The organism is Mesorhizobium sp. M2A.F.Ca.ET.046.03.2.1, from assembly GCF_003952425.1.
Classification (GTDB): domain Bacteria; phylum Pseudomonadota; class Alphaproteobacteria; order Rhizobiales; family Rhizobiaceae; genus Mesorhizobium.
This window is the reverse complement of the sequence record NZ_CP034449.1, coordinates 3,552,545-3,568,804: the sequence shown is the minus strand read 5'-3', so window position 1 is coordinate 3,568,804 and position 16,260 is coordinate 3,552,545. Positions and strand designations below refer to the sequence as shown.

11 protein-coding genes and 1 pseudogene are annotated in these 16,260 nt (G+C 57.0%); 5 read left to right on the top strand and 7 right to left on the bottom strand.

Annotation, left to right across the window (positions count from 1 at the left end):
- Nucleotides 1-701: 701 nt before the first annotated feature.
- From EJ072_RS17115 to EJ072_RS17080, 7 genes and pseudogenes are all read right to left on the bottom strand, one after another.
- Nucleotides 702-1,475, bottom strand: coding sequence for an SDR family oxidoreductase (locus EJ072_RS17115; RefSeq protein ID WP_126080631.1), 774 nt, complete (start codon nt 1,473-1,475; stop codon nt 702-704).
- Nucleotides 1,476-1,866: 391 nt separating this feature from the next.
- Nucleotides 1,867-2,937: a 2-oxo acid dehydrogenase subunit E2 gene (locus EJ072_RS17110; RefSeq protein WP_126080630.1), complete on the bottom strand. Its 1,071-nt coding sequence runs from the start codon at nt 2,935-2,937 to the stop codon at nt 1,867-1,869.
- A 128-nt stretch (nt 2,938-3,065) separates the two neighbouring features.
- Nucleotides 3,066-3,809, bottom strand: a complete 744-nt coding sequence (locus EJ072_RS17105) for an SDR family oxidoreductase (RefSeq protein WP_126080629.1) — start codon at nt 3,807-3,809, stop codon at nt 3,066-3,068.
- A 135-nt stretch (nt 3,810-3,944) separates the two neighbouring features.
- Nucleotides 3,945-4,184, bottom strand: coding sequence for a biotin/lipoyl-containing protein (locus EJ072_RS17100; RefSeq protein WP_164762741.1), 240 nt, complete (start codon nt 4,182-4,184; stop codon nt 3,945-3,947).
- The gene (locus tag EJ072_RS17095) at nt 4,177-5,133 is read right to left on the bottom strand and encodes a transketolase C-terminal domain-containing protein (protein ID WP_206516850.1); all 957 of its coding nucleotides are present in this window, start codon (nt 5,131-5,133) and stop codon (nt 4,177-4,179) included. The genes EJ072_RS17100 and EJ072_RS17095 overlap by 8 nt, the downstream gene beginning before the upstream one ends.
- A 23-nt stretch (nt 5,134-5,156) precedes the next feature.
- Nucleotides 5,157-6,191 (bottom strand): thiamine pyrophosphate-dependent dehydrogenase E1 component subunit alpha, encoded by a 1,035-nt coding sequence (locus EJ072_RS17090; protein ID WP_206516851.1) that lies wholly within the window; start codon nt 6,189-6,191, stop codon nt 5,157-5,159.
- Between the two features lie 1,651 nt (nt 6,192-7,842).
- Nucleotides 7,843-8,769, bottom strand: a pseudogene (locus EJ072_RS17080) (IS630 family transposase).
- A 293-nt stretch (nt 8,770-9,062) separates the two neighbouring features.
- Between EJ072_RS17080 and EJ072_RS17075 the strand changes: the two are divergent.
- The 5 genes from EJ072_RS17075 (at nt 9,063) to EJ072_RS17055 (ending at nt 15,829) form a co-directional block, all read left to right on the top strand.
- Nucleotides 9,063-10,601 carry a trimethylamine methyltransferase family protein gene (locus EJ072_RS17075; RefSeq protein ID WP_126080626.1) on the top strand — a complete coding sequence of 513 codons (1,539 nt, stop codon included), beginning with the start codon at nt 9,063-9,065 and terminating at the stop codon, nt 10,599-10,601.
- A gap of 59 nt (nt 10,602-10,660) precedes the next feature.
- A complete protein-coding gene (locus EJ072_RS17070; protein WP_126080625.1) occupies nt 10,661-12,310 on the top strand; it encodes an ABC transporter substrate-binding protein in 1,650 nt (549 codons plus the stop codon).
- A gap of 367 nt (nt 12,311-12,677) precedes the next feature.
- A complete protein-coding gene (locus EJ072_RS17065) occupies nt 12,678-13,550 on the top strand; it encodes an ABC transporter permease subunit (protein WP_245466464.1) in 873 nt (290 codons plus the stop codon).
- A 27-nt stretch (nt 13,551-13,577) separates the two neighbouring features.
- Nucleotides 13,578-14,549, top strand: coding sequence for a glycine betaine/L-proline ABC transporter substrate-binding protein ProX (gene proX, locus EJ072_RS17060; protein WP_126080623.1), 972 nt, complete (start codon nt 13,578-13,580; stop codon nt 14,547-14,549).
- A gap of 86 nt (nt 14,550-14,635) precedes the next feature.
- Nucleotides 14,636-15,829 (top strand): betaine/proline/choline family ABC transporter ATP-binding protein, encoded by a 1,194-nt coding sequence (locus EJ072_RS17055; RefSeq protein WP_126080622.1) that lies wholly within the window; start codon nt 14,636-14,638, stop codon nt 15,827-15,829.
- The last annotated feature ends 431 nt before the right edge of the window (nt 15,830-16,260 follow it).

The window sequence follows — 16,260 nt, the reverse complement described above, 5'->3', positions numbered from 1 at the left end:
GGACCGGCGACCAAGTTGCGAGCGCCGTCCTCGTCCTCACCTCGAATAGACGACGAGGCTGAAGAGTCGCAGACTGAAAAGCTCGCGACTGGCATAAAGCCGATTCATATCAAACGTTGCGCTCGCTAGCCTTAGTCCCGAGTGACAGGTTTCGCGCAGACTTAGGTCAACTTGGCTCTCGCATGGAGCGCGTCAAGGCTCGGCCCAACACCCGAGCGGCGGGATGTCATGGTGGCGTGAGACCGGTCGCCTCACCGAGCCTAGTTTGCCATCAACTTCCCATCAGCCTATCTGGGGCACCTCTCAGCCTTTAGTGATAGCCCGACAAATCTCGCAATGGAGATCCGTATTCCGCGGTTGCGCAGGATCGTCACGCATCGTCCGGCTATACGACTTTATTTGACTCCGGCCAGCCAGCGGATGTTCTTCCCGCAACCGCGACCGGCCGGCGGATGCAGGCGGATCAGCGGCGGTTAATGCGCCAAATAGCAGGCCATGGCCCGTTTTCCCCAACGAGATCTCTCTCTAAAACCCGAACGTCCAAGTTATCCTTCACGCCACGATTTTAAGCTCTTAGGTGGCTCCGCACCCGACGCACCTGCACCAACATTCCACTCCCCCAAATCGATACGCTTATATTGATTCTGAAGTGACATCTTACTGACGCGGCAGTTAGTCACTTCCAATGAATTATCCGTCGCTCACATACATGTATAGCCGCCATCAACGGACAGGATGGCTCCCGTGCAATAGCTTGATGCAGGGCTGGCAAGAAACAGCACCGCGGATGCAACTTCATGGGACTCGCCCATTCTTCCCAGCGGAGTCTGCTCTAACCATCGATCATACTGAAATGAGCTTTCATTCCTCGGGGAAATTGTCATCTCTGTTGTAACATATCCTGGAGCTACCGCATTTACTCGCACATTATGCTTTGCCCAGGCACAGGCCAGCGACTTCGTCATCATGTGAATGGCGCCCTTACTGGTAATATAGGCGGTGTTGTTCTGTGGCTGCGTCACTATCATGCCGCACATGGATCCGATGTTCACGATGTTGCCCCAGCGACGGGCGATCATGTGCCGGCCAAAGGCCCTCGCACACCAAAATGCAGCATCCGAATTGACCCGCATCGTTGCCAGCCAGTCCGCGTCGGAAGTGTCGAGGGCCTCGGTTATCCGGGCTATACCGGCATTGTTAATAAGGACGTCGATCGGCTGTTCGGCATTCAGTTCGTCGGCGAGCGCCGTAACCGCATCCGGCTTTGCCACATCGATGCCGCGATGACTTGCCGCGATACCGCATGATGCGAGTTTGGCCGCAGCGGCAGCAGCGCTATTCGCGTCCAAGTCCGCGATGACAATTGACGCGCCCGCTTGGCCGAGAGCGTGAGCGATTTCAAGCCCGATACCGCGCCCCCCTCCGGTTACAATTGCACGCTTGCCGGACAGGTCGAATTTCTTCAGATAATCCATGCTGCCTTTGATCCAAGTTTGTATGTTGGCCTCGCCCCAATAAATTGACCGGGATCATGATCCCGATACGGGTGGCGCCCGTTGTTGCTTTTGCGGGTCTGTGCCACTCTGCCGGCTATCATCACTAAAACGGCCCCGCGACACGGATACGGAATGACATTGTCCAGCACCGTCCGACAGGGATCAACATTCTGCCGCAGAAACAACCCGTATAGGCAGCCTGGCCAATTGGCTTGCAATGATAGGCGCCAGCAATTGTCCTGAGAATGCGCAAAAGGATTCGCTGGCCGTAAACCCAGCTTATGTCCAGCCGCTCATGCGCAAGATCGCGAATACGCTACCTTCGCCGGCCATAACGCAAGCGTCTAGTTGCCAAACTTGGACCTCATGCTCAGGCGACCATGCTCATAGGATTTTCAATATAGCTCTTAAATATCTGCAGCAACTTTGCTCCGAGCACGCCGTCCACACAGCGATGGTCGATGGAAAGGGTAACACTCATCACCGTTGCGATGGCCATTGAACCGCTCTTGACGACTACATGCTGTCTGCCCGCACCGACTGCCAGAATCGTAGCGTGGGGGGGATTGATCACGGCAGCGAACTCTTTGACCCCCATCATGCCCATGTTCGAGATCGATGTCGTGCCGCCTTCATATTCTTCAGGCTTTAGCTTGCGATCTCTCGCGCGTTTGCCGAGGTCCTTCATCTCGGCGGAAATGACTTGAAGTGTTTTCTGTTCAGCCTTGCGTATGATCGGCGTGATCAGACCGCCTGCGATCGAGACAGCTACCCCTATGTCGACGTGCTGGTGTTTAAGAATAGCGCCCTCGGTCCAGGAGACATTCGCGTCCGGAACGTCACGCAGCGCAAGCGCCAAGGCCCTTATCACCATGTCATTGACGGACAACTTGTAGACCGGCAGTCCGTCCGCGGCCCTAGGCGCCGCACCGTTGAGTCGGGAGCGCAGTCCTAGAAGCTGATCGATCTCGCAATCCACTGCGACATAGAAATGCGGAATGGTTTGCTTCGAGGTCAGCAGACGACGTGCAATCGTCCTTCGCATCCCGTCGTTAGGTATGCGTTCATATGATCCGCCCTCAAACAGCTTAAGAACAGCGTCGTCCTTGGCACCTTTGCTTCCAGACGACGCTGCAGGAGCAGGGCCTCCAGGCGCGTCGGACCGTTGTCCAGGGGCTGCGGCAACCGAACCAGCTTCAGTCTTTATGGCAAGAACGGCGACCAGGTCCCTGACTTTTAGACCGTTAGCGCCTTCCGGAACGACAATCCTTTCCAGAGTACCGCCGGCAGCGGCCTTGATCTCACCTGTATCGCTACCGCTTGATACTTGAGCCAAAACATCTCCGGCCTTTATGTCGTCCCCCTCGTTGAACATCCATTTTACAATGGTGGCTGCTCCCATATCGGAAACGAAGGCCGGCATTCTGACGTTGATAGGCATCGGCTCTACTGTGGCTTTTGAGGTATCTAGCGGGCTAGCGGTTTGCGGGTTCGGGCTGCTCTGCTTGGGGTACGAAGCGGAAAAATCTTCGAGCTGAACGGATGTTGGGGCTAAGAAGGCTCAAATGCTCACAGCAACAGTCCTCCGTCGATCGCGATCTCCGCCCCGGTAATGTAGCGGCTCTCGTTCGAGAGCAGGAAGAGAACGAGGTCGGCCACCTCGTCGACCGTCCCGGCCCGCTTGAGCGGAATGAGCGCGTACTGGCGCTCTCTGTCGGACGGATCCTCGGCGAGCAGCATGTCGGTTTCCACCCACCCGGGGTGGATAGAATTGACGCGGATTCCTGCTGGCGCAAGCTCTAGGGCCGCGCATTTTGTCATGCCTCGAAGGGCCCATTTCGTCGCGGAGTAGGCCATACAAGTTCGACTTCCGCGCATCCCGGCGACAGACGAGATGTTTACTATTGCGCCACCGCCGGATGCCTCGATCAGAGGTGAGACTTCCCGCATACCGAGGAAGCAACCCAACTGATTCACACGGAAGTGCTTTTCGAAGAGCGCGACGCTCGAATCCCTCATTGGCACGGGTTCATAAATCGCCGCGTTGTTGACCAGACCATGAAGTCCCGTCCCCTCCCCCTCCAGACAGCGGATCAGGCTTCGCCAGTCTTGCTCGCTAGTGACGTCGAGATGCACGTATGACGCTTTTTCACCAATAGTCGCTGCAAGTTGTTCGCCCTGCTCGTCTAGGAGGTCGCCGATGACAACCCGCCCTCCCTCCGTTGCGATTTGGACGGCTTCCGCCGCACCTTGACCTCGAGCTCCACCAGTAATCAAAACCGTCTTGCCTTCGAAGCGTTTGTCCCGCGTCATGGTAGTCCTACAGCAACGAGCAGTTGACTCCGAATACTAACCAATGGGTATGCAGACGTAAGCAGCCAGGAGTGGCACTTAAATCGCCGGAGGTTCTGAAGTTTAGTCAGATAAGTAACGAACCGTGATTCTTTTCTACTGCCCGGTGTTGATGCGACAGATGACGATTCCGACTTCCGTCGCTGACCCTTCATCAACAAGGATTTCGGCAACCACGCCTGCGGTCTCCGCCTCTATCTCAATGTTAGTTTTTTCCGACTCCACTTCGGCTAGAATCTGACCCGGAACGACCGAGGTGCCGACCGAAACATACCACTTCGTAAGATCAACCTCGACCGTCGATGCACCCATCTTCGGGATACGAACTTCAAACATGAGCATAGCTCCTTACGGCTAAGATCGCGTCTTCCAGTTGCTGCGGCTTCGGCAGAACAGCAGCTTCGAGCGCAAGATTGAACGGCATAGGAACGTCAGCTCGCGTGACACGCTTGATCGGGGCCTTGAGAGATGAAAACGCCAGCTCCCCTATTATTGCGCTCAATTCGGCGGCGAACCCACAAGTACGGTTCGTGTCGTCGTAGATTACGACGCGGCCAGTTTTCTTGACGGACTTCAACAGCCCTTCCCTGTCAAGCGGCAAGAGAGACCGAGGATCCCACACTTCGACGCTGATGTTTTTCTCCTGGGCGAGGCGCTCAGCGACAGCTAGAGCCTCGGGCACTAAATGCCCGATAGCAATGACTGTGACATCGGATCCTTCACGCTTAACGTCACCGCAACCGAAAGGGACGGCATAGATTTCCTCCGGCACCGGACCCTTTTGCGGAAGCGACATGGCTGATGCTATGAAAACGACGGGGTCGTCTTCGCGGATCGCCTGGATCATGAGGCCCTTGGCGTCGTAGGCATTCGAAGGGCAAACAACCTTGAAGCCAGCGTGTAGGAGGTACGGATAGGGATTGTCTGAGTGCTGGCCCGCGTTTCCACCCCGCGATCCAGACACCATAAGCGTGTAAGTGATTGGAAGATTTGCTTGACCTCCTAACATCAATCGCATCTTCGCCGCTTGATTGACTAGCTGGTCGAATGCGACGTAAATCAGTGAGGGAACTTGAAACTGAACGATTGGGCGCAAACCGGCCAAAGCCGCCCCCGTAGCGAAGCCGGTGAACGCTGCCTCGGAAATGGGTGTGTCGAGTACGCGGAGATCGCCGAAAGCGCCATGGAGGCCTTTCGTCTCACCGCGAATTCCACCTCGAATGTCCTCCCCGATAATCATGACACTCTCATCTGCCCCCATGGCCTGATGGTAGGCTTCGTTCATGGCCTGAAGAAATCTCAGCTGTCTCACGGCTCTACTCCCCATGCCGGAGTGTTCGGATACGGCACGGCATACATGCAATCGAGAGCCTCGGCCGGGTTCGGCGGGGGGCTGCTCCTAGCGAACTCGACGCCCCGATCGATCTCAATGTTGACCTCGGCATCGATAGCTTCAATGTCTTCTTGAGCGCACAAGCCACTTTCCATCATACGCGCCGCCCAGATCTTGATAGGGTCCCGCAACTTCCAGCGATCGACTTCCTCTTGAGATCGATAGTTCATCTTCATGTGACGCTCGCCTGTATAATGCCCAAAGTAGCGATAGGTTTGACACTCAATGAACGTTGGGCCTTTGCCGGTCCGAGCGCGTTCCGTAGCAGTGAGAGCAGCGTGATAAACGGCCTCGACGTCCATGCCATCGACGCACACACCAGGCATTCCGTAGGATTGGGCGCGAACGTAAGGGTCTAGGATCGTGACTTCTTTGAGAGGCGTCGAGATCGCGTACTGATTGTTCTCGCAGACGAAAATGACAGGAAGATCCCAAATCGCCGCGAGGTTCATCGCCTCGTGGAGGACCCCTTGGTTGATTGCTCCGTCGCCGAAGAATGAAACAGCAACGCGGTTTTCGCGAGCAGCTTTGAATTTGTGAGCCGCACCACAGGCTATAGGGGCTCCAGCGCCGACGATACCATTCGCCCCAAATATTCCAATCCCGACGTCAGCAATGTGCATGGATCCGCCGCGACCCTTATTGTATCCGCCCGTTCGCGCGAGCAGCTCAGCAAACATTCTGCCAACGTCGCCGCCCTTCGCCAGTGTGTGGCCATGCCCTCGATGGGTACTTGTGACGATGTCTGAAGTCGTGAGTGCGCCGCAAATACCAACCGCAACCGCCTCTTGCCCGCTGTACTCGTGACATACGCCGGCGATCTCGTTGTCATCGACTAGGGTGACGACCCGGTTCTCAAACTGCCTGATACGCGCCATGTCGTAATACAAGCTTCTCGCGAATTGAGCAGGCATAATGTTAGACGTCGACGCCTCTATTTTGTGTTCCAAGTTGATCTACTCCGGTCAAACCCGTTGTCGATGTGGCTACTCGATACCTATCGCCGACCAAGATTGTCGCGGCACGCAAGCCCAGAATAACTCTTTTCGAATAAACCATATTCCGGGCGTCTCGTAGACTGAAAGGATGGCGTCGGGTATAGACCTGATTGATATCAAGCCTCACAATCTTCACCCGAGGTAATCGCTTCTCGCCGTGGACCGGTGGCCGCGCATGAAGTACGAGAACGCGGCCAGCGAACTCAACGTGACGCGTTAAGATCCGCACATGACAGAACCTGAAAGGCAACTGTAGCAGTGCCGCGAACCGGGTTCCTCCCTATGCAGCAGCGGCGTGAACTGACCGCCCAGTTCTGTCCACCCAACTTTTACTGCCCGGATCGGCTGACGCGCCGGCGGTTGGCTTCGCGATAGGCCTGCTTAAAAGGCTTCCAATTGAGAGGCCGTCTCTCTCAAAGGGAGCTGTAGAGAGGATTTAACGTTTTCCAGTGTGTAAGCAAATGCAGTGGGCCTATCGAAGCGCCAATCCTTGTTGGCATACCCTCCAGAGCCCTCTTTAGGTTGTCCGCGGTGATCACCGAGCCTGCGTAAAGCCAGTTGGCCAAGTCAAGCATGGCGTCATATGCATCAGTTCAGTCGCGGTGCCGCAGGCATCCTTGAAAATCCTGATGCGGTAGTCGCGCGAAATCGCGTCTCACACTGTCGTTTCCAAACAAACCTCGCTTAAGCTCCGAACATTATAAGATGGTCCGCATTCAATCGGCGCAGCAAAATCTCCAAATTCGTGTTGTAGAACGCGCTGGGACGCTGCTTTCGTACAAGGCTAGCTTCCGGTTTCAGGTCCACGATGAATCTCGGCAGCCTGCCCGACGCTATGTGATGGGCGTCCGCCGTTCAAAGCCTCGTGACGTAGCGCGTCTACTCCTCTTGGATCATACCAATTCTGTGTATAGACAATAGGCAGCCCCGCTGCACGGCATGCATCGGAGAGCTGTCTTGGCACTCCGCAGCAGCTCTTCTCGATTGTAGATCGACCATGCCCCATCCGCTTCGATGCAGTCATGTAAATCCACCGCAATGACTACAGTGCGCTTGAACTGATCGGGCAACGTCATGTCGAGAACCTTTCCCCTTGTTCATAATTTACCCAAGGACATCTTCAAACAGCCGCGAGTCGTGATAGAAACGCTCCGAGGTCGATCGTGCCGATGCATGGGCGCACCTTCAATTGTCCGTCCAAACGGCTATTTGCCAATGAGGGCACGGAATGCGCAAGCAACCACGCCGCAATCGCGATTTGAATGCCACTTCCTGGTCAGATGGTTCAATTCTCAGGCCTGTTCGAAGAACTCTACTGCAATCAGCCGCTCTTTATTCCAGACGCTAGTGCTTTGACAGGCGAAAGATTGCTGCCCGACATAGACCATCTTCATGACAAGCTTAAAGCCGCTCGTAGGAGCATTCAATTTTTGCGCTGACACGATGCCCGCAGCGAGGGATCGCGAAAGTCCATCCCATACGCGCCTGGAAAGGGGGAGCCTAACGACCGTACGCGGCCGGCCCGGGCAGCATTAGTCCGAACGGCACGAGAGGAATAGCGGAACGACGTCCACAGGTTCTGCAGTCCTAGAGCAGTTCGCATTTAGGTTGACTTATAGCCTGCGCTTTCCATGTAGTTGTTGCATTCGTTTGGGCTGACCTGGGGTGTGGGCGATGGCGTTGTGATCGTTTGGCGGCACGGTCGGATGCAGTGCTTGAGCTTAGCAAACAGCTTCTCGATTGGATTGAGATCTGGACTGTAGGGCGGCAGGAAGAAGAGCCGCGCCCCAGCAGCTCTGACGATATCGCGGACGGCTTGGCCTTTGTGGGAACCGAGATTGTCGAGAATGACGATGTCCCCCGGCTTCAGGGCTTTGATGAGCTCGGTTGCGACATAGGCACGGAGGGCCTGCGCATTGATAGGGCCGTCAATGACCCAAGGCGCCTCCAACCCGATCATGGCGTAGCGCGGCGATGAAGGTCATGGTCTTCCAATGGCCATATGGTGCGTGGGCCATCAGCCGCTTGCCGCGCACACCCCAGCCGCGCAATGGCGCCATGTTTGTCTTGACCCATGGTTCATCCAGGAAGACCAAGCGCGTAGGGTCAATGCGGGTCTGGTAGCGCATCCATTGCGCTCGCCGGCGCATCAGCTTGGGCTTGAACTGCTCGGCCGGCAGAATGGGTTTTTTAAAACTCTTGCCCTCGCGATGCAGGAAGTGACCGACGCTCGCAGGGTGGATGATGAGACCACGTTCAGCCAGTGCCGCCGTCAACTGATGAAGCGTCACGTTGGCATCTCGCTCGACCTAGCCCAGGACGAAAGCACGATGCTCCCATCGATCAGATAGGGCCGGTGACCGCCCATCTTGCCAGGTGCCGCACTGCCAAGGCGACGCTTGCGCGCCGCCCACTTGATCACGCTCGACACCGCCACCCTCAGAGCCGCAGCTACCTCACGGCTCGTCTCGCCCTCTTCAAGTCGGGCCAGTGCTCGCTCCCGAAGATCCATCGAATAAGCCTTCGTCAGTCCCGACCTCCAACGGTCAGAACATCAAATCTGATTTGCTCATCCTTGGGAATCCCGAATCAGATAAAACGCGAACTGCTCTAGTGGTGTGATGGGATCGCAAAAAGCTTTCGCCCGAGGGACTTGGACATAAAGTGGGTTTAAGACTAGCGAAACCTTTTGCGCATTCTCAAGGCTATTGCCCGCGCCTATCATCAGCAAGATACAAATCCGGCACGCCTTCTTAGACGGCGGGGCCACGAGTGTTTTAATGCGGGACGCCGGTCGTTCCGCTATCGCGGGCGAGGCTCTGAATGGACACTGACGTTCCCGCAAACCGACGCCGCGGAGGCCGGTCTTCGGTGGTTGCGGCACGGGAGGCTGAAAGAAGGCCGCGTGTCTCGACTATCAAGTACGGAATTCGACCTGTGGAGGCCGTCAACGCCGAACAGCTTGAGCGCATTCATCAGGCTTCGCTGGCGATCCTACGCGAGATCGGGATCGAATTCAGAGATGAGACAGCGATCAGGCAGTGGAAAGAGGCGGGGGCGGATGTCCGTGAACACCGCGTTCGCCTCGAGGCCGACATGGTCATGGATCTCATCTCCAAGGCCCCTTCCCGTTTTGAAATGACGTCTCGCGATCCGTCACAGCGTTTCGAGATCGCGCCAGATACAATGACTTTCGGCGTCATGCAGGGTGCGCCAAACATCCGCGATCTTCAGGGCGTGCGGCGCGCATCCACGATCGAGGATCTCCGGAACATGAACCGGCTGACCCAGATGCTGCCCGGTTTCCATATCGCGGGCGGGTTCACCTGCGAGCCGACCGACATCGCCGTGCCATGGCGCCATCTGCACATCAATCATTCGAGCCTGGTGGAAACCAACATGCCTTTCTTCGGTCTGACGACCGGAAAGCAACGTGCCGACGACTCGATCGCGATGGGCCAGATCGTGCATGGCAAGGCATTCATGGATCAGAACGCGGTGATGATCGGTCACGTGTCGGGCAACTCGCCGCTTGTCTGGGATTCGACCATGCTGGAAGGGCTTCGCGCCTTCGCCGACGCGAACCAGGTCGTGCTGCTGTCTCCATTCGTGCTCGGCGCCGCCAACACTCCCGCCGACATCCCCGCCACGATCGCCCAGTTGAATGCGGAGGCGCTCGCCGCGCTGGCCTATACTCAGCTTGCCGCGCCAGGCGCCAAGATGATCTACGGTCAATATTCCGTCTCGGTGTCGATGCGCAGCGGCGCCCCCATGTCCGGCATGCCGGAAGTTACTCTGATCAACGCCGTCATCGGACAACTGGCAAGGCGCTATAACGTGCCGTGGCGAACCACTGCGTCTCAATCCTCCGCCAAAACCTTCGATGCCCAGTCCGGTTATGAATCAGCCATCGCCTACATGTCCGGCGCCAGCGCCTGCTCCAACCTTATGATGCATGCCGGCGGCTGGGATGAAGCCGGTCTGGTGTGCTGCATGGCGAAGTTCATCGCCGATGCTGAACAGAACCTGCTCATCGAGAAATACGCGCGGGGCATATCATTCGAATATTTCGAGGATGCGCTCGAAGCCGTCCGCCGCATCGGACCCGGCGGCCACTATCTCGGAGATTCCTTCACGCTCAAGCGCTTCAAGGACGCGTTCATCGCGCCGGAGATCCTCGACTACCTAAGCTACGAGCAGTGGAAGGTCAAAGGTTCCAAGGACATGGCACAGCGCTGCAGGGAGAAGGCGACAGCAATCATCGCGAGCTACGAGCAGCCGCCGATGGACCCTGCCGTCCGCGAGGAACTCGATGCGTTTGTGGCGAAACGCCAGGAGGATATTTCCCCGAGCCTCGCCTAAGTCCAGCCAGGCGCCCATGAATAAATGGACCGGGAACAATAAAATTAGGGAGAAGAAACATGGCGTTTTTCAGAAGCAATGGGGATCGCGTTCCAGCTTCCATCGATAAGATGGCGAGCGAGGTCAAAGCAGGCACGATGGACCGGCGTGAGTTCCTTGCGCTTGCAAGTACATTCGGCGCCTCGGGTGCGATGGCCTATAGCCTGATCGGCGTGGCATTTCCCCAATCGGTGCGCGCCGCTGAACAGAAGAAGGGCGGAATTCTGCGCGTCTCAATGCCCGTCAAGGCGCAGAAAGACCCGCGTACCTATGACTGGGTGGAACTTGCCAACATCTCTCGTTGCTGGCTGGAGCCGCTCGTCCGTTACACACATGAGTTCACGTTCGAACCTGTTCTGCTGGAAAGCTGGGAGATCAATGAGGACGCGACGGAGTATGTCTTCCACGTCCGGAAGAGCGTCACCTGGAACAACGGCGATACATTCGACGCCGATGACGTAATCTTCAACATAACCCGGTGGTGCGAGAAGGGCGTCTCGGGCAACTCGATGGCCGCTCGTGTCGGGGGGCTTATCGATGCCAAGAACGGCAAGGCGAGAGATGGAGCGATCGTCAAGGTCGATGATTATACCGTCAAACTCGAGCTAAGCGACCCCGACATCGCCATAATCGCGAATTTCACCGACTATCCCGGGCTGATCGTCCACCCCAGTTTCGATGCCGGCGGCGCCGACCCAGTCACGAAGCCGATTGGGACGGGTCCATTTGAACTGGTATCCTACTTGGTCGGCAGCAAGGCTGAAGTCAAACGCCGGCAGGATGGCAAGTGGTGGGGCGGCGAGGCGTTGCTCGATGGCGTGCAGTTCGTCGATTATGGGACCGACTTCCAGGCGACGGTGGCTGCTTTCGAGTCCGGGGAGGTCGATCTCAATCTGGAGACTCCGGCTGACTTCATCGACATTCTGGACAAGATGGACCTGGTAAAATCGGAAGTCGCAACGGCAACGACGCTCGTGTGCCGCACCAACACCGCCCACAAACCATATGACGACAAGAAGGTCCGAAACGCGCTGCAGATGGCGGTCGATAACAACGCTGTCCTTCAACTCGGCTATGCAGGGCGGGGAACGGTCGGCGAAAACCATCACGTCAGCCCAATTCATCCGGAATATTATGCTCTGCCCAAAAAGAGCCGGAACGTAGAGGGCGCGAGGAAACTCATTGCTCAATCCGGACATACAGACTTCGAGCATGAGTTGATCTCGATCGACGAGGATTGGCAGAAAAACACCGGGGACGCCATCGCGGCCCAGCTGCGCGAGGCCGGTTTCAAGGTCAAACGTACTGTGCTTCCGGGTTCGACATTCTGGAATGACTGGTCAAAGTACCCATATTCGCTGACCGTCTGGTACATGCGCCCCCTCGGCGTTCAGGTTCTTGCATTGGCCTATCGCACTGGCGAAGCCTGGAATGAGACCGCTTATTCAAACCCCGAGTTTGACGCCAAGCTCAAGAAGGCCTTCTCCGTGAGTGACGCTGCCGAGCGCAAAGAGTTTATGAAGAACATCGAGGACGTGTTGCAGGACTCCGGAGTGATCATCCAGCCGTTCTGGCAAAGCCTCTTCGGTCACATGAACAAAAAGGTCCAGAACTACGTAATTCACCCGACGTTTCAAATGGATCTGCAGAACGTCTGGCTCGCCGCCTGAAGGCTCCAGTCGAGCACGCCGACTGGAGGGCAGGCCTGGTCCGGAGCGTGGTGTCCAGATGGACGTCGTCGGGTGAACAGGACGGTGAAGTCTGGATGATGGCACCATGAAGCAGGGAGAACTGCGCATCTGTCGGTAACGGTGCGACCTGCTCAGGAATAGAAGAGTAGCTCTACCTGCCGTAGGGCCTTGCGGAATCCGGAGCACCTATTGCACACAACTAACTTTAGCGCGACGCCGCGATATTCCCCTGGACCCTGGTGGCGTAGCAAGTTTTCGAGCGAGAAAGCTTCTGGAGAACAGCAACATGGGTAAGTGCGGAATACTAGATCCTTTTGAGTGCGGGGTAATCCCTCTCGCTGATTGGATGACTATCGGGCTGCGCTGGGTTGTTGATCACTACAGGCCGTTCTTTCAATCGGTCAAGGCGCCCTTCGACCTTCTACTGCAGTGGTTCGGCATAGCGCTCCATTCGGTTCCTCCGGTCGTGATGATCATCGTTGCGGGCCTGGCGGCTTGGCAGTTCGGCGGACGGAAGGTCGCCGGGGTTATCGTCGGCGCTCTCATCTTTATGGGTCTCATCGGCGTCTGGCAGGACGCCATGACGACGCTTTCAATTGTGCTGACTTCGCTCGTCGTAGCGGTGATGCTTGGCATTCCGCTCGGTATCTGGGCGGCGCGGAGCGAGCGAGTATTTGTGGTGATGCGTCCGATCCTTGACGGGATGCAGACCATTCCAGCGTTCGTCTACCTGGTTCCCATTGTGATGCTCTTCGGTATCGGCAACGTGCCGGGCGTGATCGTTACGGTAATTTTTGCGGTTGCGCCGCTGATCCGCCTTACGAACCTCGGCATACGGCAGGTACCGGAAGAGGTGATCGAAGCCATGCGCGCCTTCGGCGCTACGGAGCGTCAGCTTCTGTGGAAGGCTCAGCTGCCGCTTGCGCTACCCACCGTCATGGCCGGCATCAACCAGACGCTGATGATGTCGCTATCGATGGTGGTCATCGGTTCGATGATCGCTGTTGGTGGACTGGGCCAGACGGTGCTGCGCGGCATAGGCCGTCTTGATGTGGGTTTGGCGACAGTCGGGGGCCTGGGCATCGTCGCGCTGGCCATCGTGCTGGATCGCTTCACGCATTCGCTGTCGACACAGAAGCGAAGGCCGGGCGAGCTCTGGCATCAAGGTCCGGTGGGACTTTTCAGGGCCGTCACCTTAACAACTAGTCACAGAAGCTGAGCAATTTGCTCACACAGGGAGGAAACGATGAAGATAAAATGTGTGGCGCTGGCCATGGCCGTGATGGCTGGCTATGCGGTGCCGGCAATGGCAGATCAGGTCATGCCGGCCTGGAGCGGAGCGACAGAAGAGCTGTTCCAGACATTTGTCGTGGATGAGGGTCTCAAGGAGCTCGGCTATAACATAGCTGACCTGACCCAGGTTCAAGTTCAGCTGGCGCATACCGCTGTAGCTAACGGCGATCTCACCTTTTATGCGGTGCACTGGGTTCCGCTTCACGACACTTTCTGGAAAGCATCAGGCGGCGATGAAAAGCTGATGAGCGTCGGCACCCTAATCAAGAACAGCCTGCAGGGCTATCTGATCGATAAGAAAACGGCCGACGCCACTGGCATCAAGTATCTTGAGGACCTCAAGGATCCCGAGAAGGCCAAGCTTTTCGACATCGACGGGAATGGAAAGGCAGACCTCTACGGTTGCGAACCGGGGTGGGGCTGCGAACGCGTGATCGAGCATCAGCTCGACGCCTATGGCCTGCGTGATACCGTCGAGGAAAAGCAAGGCGGCTATTTCGCCATCATTCCTGACGCGATCGAACGCATCAAGGCTGGCAAGCCGACACTGTACTACACTTGGACGCCGCTGTGGGTATCTGCCATTCTCCGCCCAGGCAAGGAGGTTGTCTGGCTCAACGTCAAGAACACCTCTCTTCCTGACGCGGAGACCGGCAACACAGTTGTTGAAGGCCTCGGGAATCTTGGCTTCGCCGTGAACGACCAGAAGATCATCGCCAATACGACTTGGCTGAAAGCCAACCCGAAAGCCAAGAAATTCTTTGAGCTCGTGCAGATCCCGATTGCGGACGTCAACGCGGAAAATCAAAAGGTTGCCAATGGTGAAAAGAGCAACGAGCAGATCATGAAACACGCAACCGACTGGATCGCCGCTCACCACGCTGATTGGGAAAAGTGGATCGCTGAAGCCAAGGCCGCCAAGTGAGGCTCTGAGGTTTAAATCGGCCGGCGGCATCCGCCGGCCGATTACGGTCTGAAGATAGGCACAACACACTATCGAGAGTTCCGCACATGACTATACCCGCCATCGTCTGTTCCGGCTTGTGGAAAATTTTCGGGACGCGCAAAGGGAAAGCCCTCGCGGCGGCCCGCGATCGCGGGTTCAGCAAGAGGCAAGTCCTTGAAGAATTCGATTGCGTTCTGGGTGTGGCCGATGTGTCCTTCTCGGTCGAGCCCGGCGAGATCTTTTGCATCATGGGGCTGTCCGGCTCAGGGAAATCGACGCTTGTCCGCCATCTCAATCGGCTGATCGAACCAACCGCAGGCGAGGTTCGGATCGGCGGAAATGCCATCAACAAACTTTCGCCGTCTGAACTCCGGACCCTTCGCTCAGAGACGGTCGGCATGGTCTTCCAGCACATGGCGCTGCTGCCGCACCGCACCGTCTACGACAATGTTTCCCTCAGTCTCGAACTCCGAGGCAAATCACGCAAGGAGTGCCGCCGCGTGGCGGAAGAAAACCTCAAGCTCGTTGACTTGAGCGGTTGGGGCGAGCGTTACCCGGACGAGCTCTCGGGCGGGATGAAGCAGCGGGTGGGGCTTGCCCGTGCCATGGCGGCAGACCCGCAGATCCTGTTACTGGACGAGCCGTTCTCAGCGCTCGACCCGTTGATCCGCCGCCAACTCCAACAGCAGTTCCTAGACCTCGCGAAGGTCGTCCAGAAAACAACGGTGTTTATCACACACGACCTCGACGAAGCCATTCGCCTGGGCGATCGTATTGCGATCATGAAGGATGGTAAGTTCGTTCAAGTGGGAACGCCGGAAGACATCGTAACCGCGCCCAAGGACCGCTATGTCGCTGATTTCGTCTCAGGCATTTCGCTGCTCAATCTCGTCACTGCCAGGAAGATCATGCAGCCGCGGGACAGCATAGCGACGCTTTCTGAAAAGAAATTCCAAGCGCTCCCCCGCGTGCAAACCACTGACAAGCTCTCCGCTGTGATCAGCACCGCTGCGGATGGCGGCGATCTGATCGCAGTCTATGACGGCAGCGAGCCGGCGGGCGTCGTCACCCGGCGCGCCCTGTTTTCAGGAATTCAAGGCGTGATATCGAGCCCCAAGGCCGTGAGTGGTTTGAAATCGGGAAAAATTTGCCAGTACGGGGGCAGCTCTGCCCCCTCAATCCGCCCAACAAGCTCTGGAAGATCAATCGATATGGACACAGCTGCGCTCTCTGCTCACAGCGACGAAGGCAAGAAATGAGCGAACCGACCTTGTCCCGTGCTTAGTAGAAGTGCTCGCGCAGTGCCCCGGCGCCCTGCATGCTGAACAGTCTGAAACTACTTTCGTGAAGGACCCCGCCGTCGCCCTTTCGCGGCGATGACTTACGTTCCGCCCGGGCGATCCACGCGCGGTGGACGCAACGGGCTTTAAATCCGCACGCCCATTTTACCACCGCCGATCTGACACATTTAAATTGGTCCTATTGAAGACTTGCCACCCACCCACGGCTGTGGTCGATCGTAGGGACCGGTACTGAGGACGTCTGCCTACAAGGCCTTGAGCCGCTCCACCGCGGTTAGGGCTGATATCTCTCGGGCCTTGGCCAGCATCACTACTTTCAAGGTCTCCCAACAAGAGACGGCATTGGGGATACGGACACCTAGACGCTTGACGTATAATTGCTCGCGTTA